Annotated in this window: 5 protein-coding genes; all 5 read left to right on the plus strand. The window is 42.9% G+C overall.

The window, feature by feature from the left end:
- Positions 1 to 250: 250 nt before the first annotated feature.
- The 5 genes from D7024_RS14515 (at position 251) to D7024_RS14535 (ending at position 5,491) form a co-directional block, all read left to right on the plus strand.
- Complete coding sequence (locus D7024_RS14515; RefSeq protein WP_121452632.1) at positions 251 to 838, plus strand: acyltransferase; 588 nt, start codon at positions 251 to 253, stop codon at positions 836 to 838.
- 8 nt (positions 839 to 846) lie between these two features.
- Positions 847 to 1,956, plus strand: coding sequence for a DegT/DnrJ/EryC1/StrS family aminotransferase (locus D7024_RS14520; protein WP_121452633.1), 1,110 nt, complete (start codon positions 847 to 849; stop codon positions 1,954 to 1,956).
- Between the two features lie 333 nt (positions 1,957 to 2,289).
- Positions 2,290 to 3,603, plus strand: coding sequence for an O-antigen ligase family protein (locus tag D7024_RS14525; RefSeq protein ID WP_121452634.1), 1,314 nt, complete (start codon positions 2,290 to 2,292; stop codon positions 3,601 to 3,603).
- Positions 3,548 to 4,633, plus strand: coding sequence for a glycosyltransferase family 4 protein (locus D7024_RS14610; protein ID WP_125185667.1), 1,086 nt, complete (start codon positions 3,548 to 3,550; stop codon positions 4,631 to 4,633). The genes D7024_RS14525 and D7024_RS14610 overlap by 56 nt, the downstream gene beginning before the upstream one ends.
- 141 nt (positions 4,634 to 4,774) lie before the next feature.
- Positions 4,775 to 5,491, plus strand: a complete 717-nt coding sequence (locus D7024_RS14535) for a glycosyltransferase (RefSeq protein ID WP_207666975.1) — start codon at positions 4,775 to 4,777, stop codon at positions 5,489 to 5,491.
- Positions 5,492 to 5,564 lie beyond the last annotated feature (73 nt).

A 5,564-nucleotide genomic window follows, 5' to 3' on the forward strand; every position in this document is an offset into this window, starting at 1 on the left:
CTTGGGCATCACCACCATATTCGAGGTACTGTTGGCCAACTGCTATCAATACCCATTCCACGATACAGTAATCGCGCGATTTACCGGTACCGGTACTGTACCCGCTGTGGAATCAGGCATTGATTTTGTTGGCCTCGGTACCCGTAATATGGGAACCGGTTCCCAACCATCCGGTCAACCCATATTATTCCTAAACTGGAATCTGGGGTTGTCCGGTGGTTCTAATACTATGATACGAGGAAGAGGGCTTATGAAAGAGATTGATTACTTCGTTCACGAATCGGCTTACATAGATAAGGGCGCTGTAATAGGAAAAGGCACGAAAATATGGCATTTCAGCCACGTCATGGCCGGGGCACAAATAGGGGAAAACTGTACGCTGGGGCAAAACGTGTTTGTGGCCTCCAATGTCAGAATAGGGAACAACGTCAAGATACAGAACAACGTCTCGGTATACGAAGGGGTCATCCTGGAAGATTACGTCTTTTGCGGGCCGAGCATGGTCTTTACCAACGTGAAAACACCGCGCTCCGCCTATCCCCGGAACACCAGCGAAAACTATATAAAAACGCTGGTAAAAAAGGGTGCCTCCATAGGGGCCAACGCTACAGTAGTCTGCGGGGTGACCATCGGGGAATGGGCTTTTGTAGCGGCGGGGGCGGTGGTGACCAGAGACGTGCCCCCCTATGCACTGGTAAAAGGAGTGCCGGCCCGGATCACCGGCTGGGTCTGTGAGTGCGGCCTTCCTTTAAAGTTTAAAGAAGATACCGCTACCTGTACGGCCTGCGGCAAGCAATACGCGAAGCAGGGAGAAAAAACTGTTTACAGAACAAGCTGAGGTGTGAAATGGAGCAGGTTAAAATTCCCGTACTGGACCTTACCCCGGAGATCGAAGCCCTCTGGGATGAACTGATGGCCGCCATTCAGAAGGTGCTCAAGTCGGGGCAGTTTATCATGGGCCCGAATGTCAAGGCCTTCGAACAGGAGGTGGCAGCATACCTCGGTGTCAAGCACGCCATAGGCGTGAACTCCGGTACGGACGCCCTGGTAATTGCCCTGCGGTCAGCAGGAATTGGTCCTGGAGATGAAGTAATAACCACACCTTTTACCTTTTTCGCCACGGCCGAGGCCATCAGCCAGGTGGGAGCAATTCCGGTTTTCGTCGATATCGACCCCAAAACATTTAACATAGATCCGGAACTCATCGAGCCTGCCATTACCCCGAAAACAAAAGCCATACTCCCGGTTCACCTCTACGGCCAGGCGGCAGACATGGATCCAATTATGGGTCTGGCAGCAAAATATAACCTCAAAGTCATCGAAGACACGGCCCAGGCCTTTGGAGGGGAGTACAAGGGAAGGAAGCTGGGAACTATCGGCAATGTGGGCTGCTTTTCCTTCTTTCCCTCTAAGAACCTGGGAGCATTTGGCGACGGGGGCCTTATCGCTACCAATGACGACGAAATAGCGGAAATAGCCCGCATGCTAAGAGTTCATGGAGCGAGAAAAAAGTACTATAACGAGATGATAGGCTATAACTCCCGCTTGGACGAGATCCAGGCCGCCATCCTCCGGGTGAAACTGCCGCACATTGATGAGTGGAACGAGGCCAGGCGGCAGGCGGCAAAGCGATATAACGAGCTTCTAAAAGACGTGCCGGGCATCGTTACTCCATATGAAGCCCCATACGCCAAACACGTCTACCACCAGTACACCATCCGTGTCTTAAACGGCAGACGCAACGAAGTTAAAAAACACCTGGAAGAACAGGGCATTTCCACCATGATCTATTACCCCGTGCCGGTGCACAAACTGCCGGTCTATGCCAATAAGAATTATCGCCTGCCTGAAGCAGAAAAAGCAGCGGGTGAAGTGCTGTCCCTGCCCATATGGTCGCAGATTACTGAGGAGATGCAAAAGCAAATCAAGAGGAATTTTGAGGATGCCCTGGCATGAGCGCTATTTGTCCCCATCGAAGCGCTTATTCCTAAAAGGTTCCATTATTAGAGGGGCATAGCAATTTTGTAATGTTTGCCATGCCTATTATTACTCTGCTAAATTTCTAAAAAACTTTAAGGTTCTGGCGTTCTAATTCTAAATCTGAATATCTCTTCCTTTGAGGCCATACGCTATTAGTTACTATCTTTCTTTATCTCTATCCAAGTAAAAACGTAGAAGCGTCTGCTAGAATGAACTATTTTTCTTATTACTACCTGTTTCTCAAGCCCTTTCAAAAAATTTGGAATGAAAAGCATGTACCTGATTTCTCTATGGTGGAGGTCATATGGTTTGGCATATCGTGGAGCCGATCCGTTTAAATTGACTCTTAAAATACTGGATAATTATTGTGGTTGGTTTGCGTTGACTTTATTTGCCCTTTCAAATATAGTAGCTTACTTGTCTGTCTTGGGCTTTTTACCCCCTATGCGCCTTAGTGTTTTGTATATATTTTTACTGTGCCTTATCCTTGGAAAATTTGTTTTCAATGTTTATCTCTATGGCTTCAAACCGAAACTCACTTTTCTTCAATTTATAGGGTGGATACTTGTTATCTGGGTGGTTACTATACATTTAATTTGGTATTCGGAGATCCTTTCTGTAGGAGGAGATGAGGAGTTTTGGAAAAATGCTGCTCAAACGTTCCTTTTAGCACTTCTAATGTGGTTAATAGGCTTAACAATAGGTAGTAGATTTGAAGATATACAAAAATTACCCTCGGTTCGAAGCCTATTATGGCTAGTTTTTATTATGCTAAGTGGAGTAATACTATTGGGGGTATGGATGGCCCAAAAAAAATATGGTATATTTGTTTTCTTTTTTAAAAATACTGAAACAGGACAAGTTTTTAACTATCTTGTTATGGGGGACCTTATAGCAATATGTAGTCTACTGCTTATGGGTAGCTATCAAATTGTCCCACTTGTACAGTTTTTGATATACCTTCTCGCAAGCTCATTTCTTTTTCTGTCTTTTTCTAGAACAAGTTTTTTTCTTTTTATCCTGTGGGGTATGGTACATATATGGTATAGTCTTAAAGATATTAAGGCGCGTTTTTTGTGTATCATGTTTCTTATGGTATTAGTCTTATCTCTGTTGATAATATTTATAGTCTTAGGAGATGCTATAAACACTTTTAAAAGTGTAAAAGCAGTCGAACGAATGATGTCAATCATCGTTCAACCACTATCAGATACTTCGCTTCAAGGGCGATTAATGTTATTAAGAGAAGGTGTAGATTATCTAAGACATAACTGGCTTTTAGGTCAATATATGGCTGAGTGGTGGAAAACGGGAGAGTTAGGAGGATACATACATAACTGGCTATCATTTATCGTTGCTTATGGCATAGGTCCTTTCATCCTCTTTACCTTTCTAATTATTTTATTATTAGTTAAGGGATATAACATTATGAAGAAAAAGATGATGGTAACTCCTATTGTGCTTTTACTTTTTGCGAGCTCGGCCATTATCATAGCTCGTTCATATGTATGGCCTTTTATCTGGTTTATTATGGGTTTATTAGTCAATTATAAGAAAGGGGAAAAACGTGAAAATTGCCATTCTTTTTCATTGGAATTATGGTATGGAAAGCGGGGTTTATAAGAAAATATTATGCCAAGTAAAATTTTGGCGTTTATTTGGGCATGAAGTGGGCATTTTTCAAATTTCTCGTGAAAATAGTGAAGTTGCCGAATGTGGATATAACTCGTGGAAAATTTTTCGTTATTTTCCCTCATCGTGGATGAATAGGTTATATGCCTGGAAGTCCGCCGTTCAGGCTATATTGAAATGGCAGCCTGATATAGTATATCATCGCTTTGACCTATATTATCCTGCTCTCGTAGAACTAGCCAGAAAAGCTCCATTAGTATTAGAAATTAATACCAATGACCTTAAAGAATATTGCTTACGTCCTGATTTTCGGTGTATATATAACCACTTTACGCGTGGACTCTTGCTACGTGAAGCAGCCGGGATGGTATTTGTAAGCAGTGAGCTATCTAAAATGCCGCACTTTATGCGTTATCGTAAACCATTTATAGTAATAGGGAATGGAATTGAACTTGAAGATTATAATCCATTGCCACCTACAGGTAATAATGTGCCTCACATTGTATTTATTGGTAGCGATGGCCAACCCTGGCATGGAGTAGATAAAATCCTTGCTTTGGCTGAGCTTAAACCCGATTGGATGTTCGAGATCATTGGTTTTAATTCAAATGAAACGAATAAAGTAAATGTTACTTTCCATGGGGTTTTGTTCCGCAGAGAATACGAGCGAATTCTTGCTAGGGCTGATATTGCCGTAGGTACTCTAGCTTTACATCGGAAAAAAATGAACGAAGCATCTTCACTAAAAGTGCGAGAGTACTTAGCTTATGGCCTACCGACGATCATCGGTTATAAAGATACTGACTTTCCTGAGCCTGTTCCTTTTATTTTAGAACTTCCTAATTCCGAACAGAATGTGGTCTGCGGAATAAAAGCTATCGAGGCTTTTGTAAAAAAGTGGCGTGGCAAGAGAGTTCCCAGGGAAGCCGTACTTCGCCTAGATGCAGGTTATAAAGAGCAAATTCGACTATCTTTCTTTCTTAAGGTTTTAGAACAATATAATAAACAACGCTTCTCTTAACATAGAAATCTTGGTAGACTATTAAAATTAAAAGCGTTCTATATCATATATACTTACACTCCTAGGTGGCTAAAAAGGGTATCAAATACTAATTGGTATTAGTTATCTTGCAAGTGCTTATTTTTTTGGGAGGACTCAATAGTGTTCCCTAGTGTTATTTTTCTTACTACAGGTCTCGCTTACGGCGGAGCCGAAACACAATTAGTAAACCTGGCTACTAGATTAAAAAAGCGCGGATGGGACGTCTGTGTTGTGTCCATGCTCCCCCCGCAGGCCTTTATGGAAGAATTGGCGGCGGCAGGGATTCCATTGTCTACTTTAAACATGCGCCGCGGGATGCCGGATCCCCGGGCCGTATTCAGGCTGGTTAAAATCTTAAGGCAGTGGCGGCCTGACATATTACATTGCCATATGGTTCATGCAAATCTTTTAGGGAGAGTTGTCAGGGTATTTTACAGAATACTGGTGGTTATTTCTACTGCTCATAACATGAACGAAGGCGGGCGGTGGCGTGAAATTGCTTATCGCATGACAGACTTTTTGGCCGATAAAACAACCAATGTTAGCCGCGCAGCAGTTGACCGCTACATACGGGTGGGGGCTGTACCGAAAGACAAAATTATCTTTATGCCTAACGGTATTGATACATTCCGATTTCAACTTAATCAGAATGCCCGTTTACAGCTTAGAAGGGAGCTTGGGTTAAATGAAAATTTTGTTTGGCTTGCGGTAGGGCGATTTGAAGAAGCCAAAGATTACCCTAATTTGCTGCAAGCTTTTAAAAGCGTGACGGATGAACGAAATGATGCAGCACTGTTAATAGCAGGACAGGGTACATTATTTGAAGATATAAAGTAAGCGTAAAATAAACCCCACCTTGCAATCAGGTGGGGACATAATCTGGCTTATTTATTAACCCTGCACACAGGGG

The organism is Desulfofundulus salinus (assembly GCF_003627965.1).
GTDB lineage: Bacteria > Bacillota > Desulfotomaculia > Desulfotomaculales > Desulfovirgulaceae > Desulfofundulus > Desulfofundulus salinus.

Coding starts and splice junctions, on each gene's coding strand:
- D7024_RS14515 (WP_121452632.1), top strand. CDS start 251: ATGAAAGAGATTGATTACTTCGTTCACGAATCGGCTTACATAGATAAG.
- D7024_RS14520 (WP_121452633.1), top strand. CDS start 847: ATGGAGCAGGTTAAAATTCCCGTACTGGACCTTACCCCGGAGATCGAA.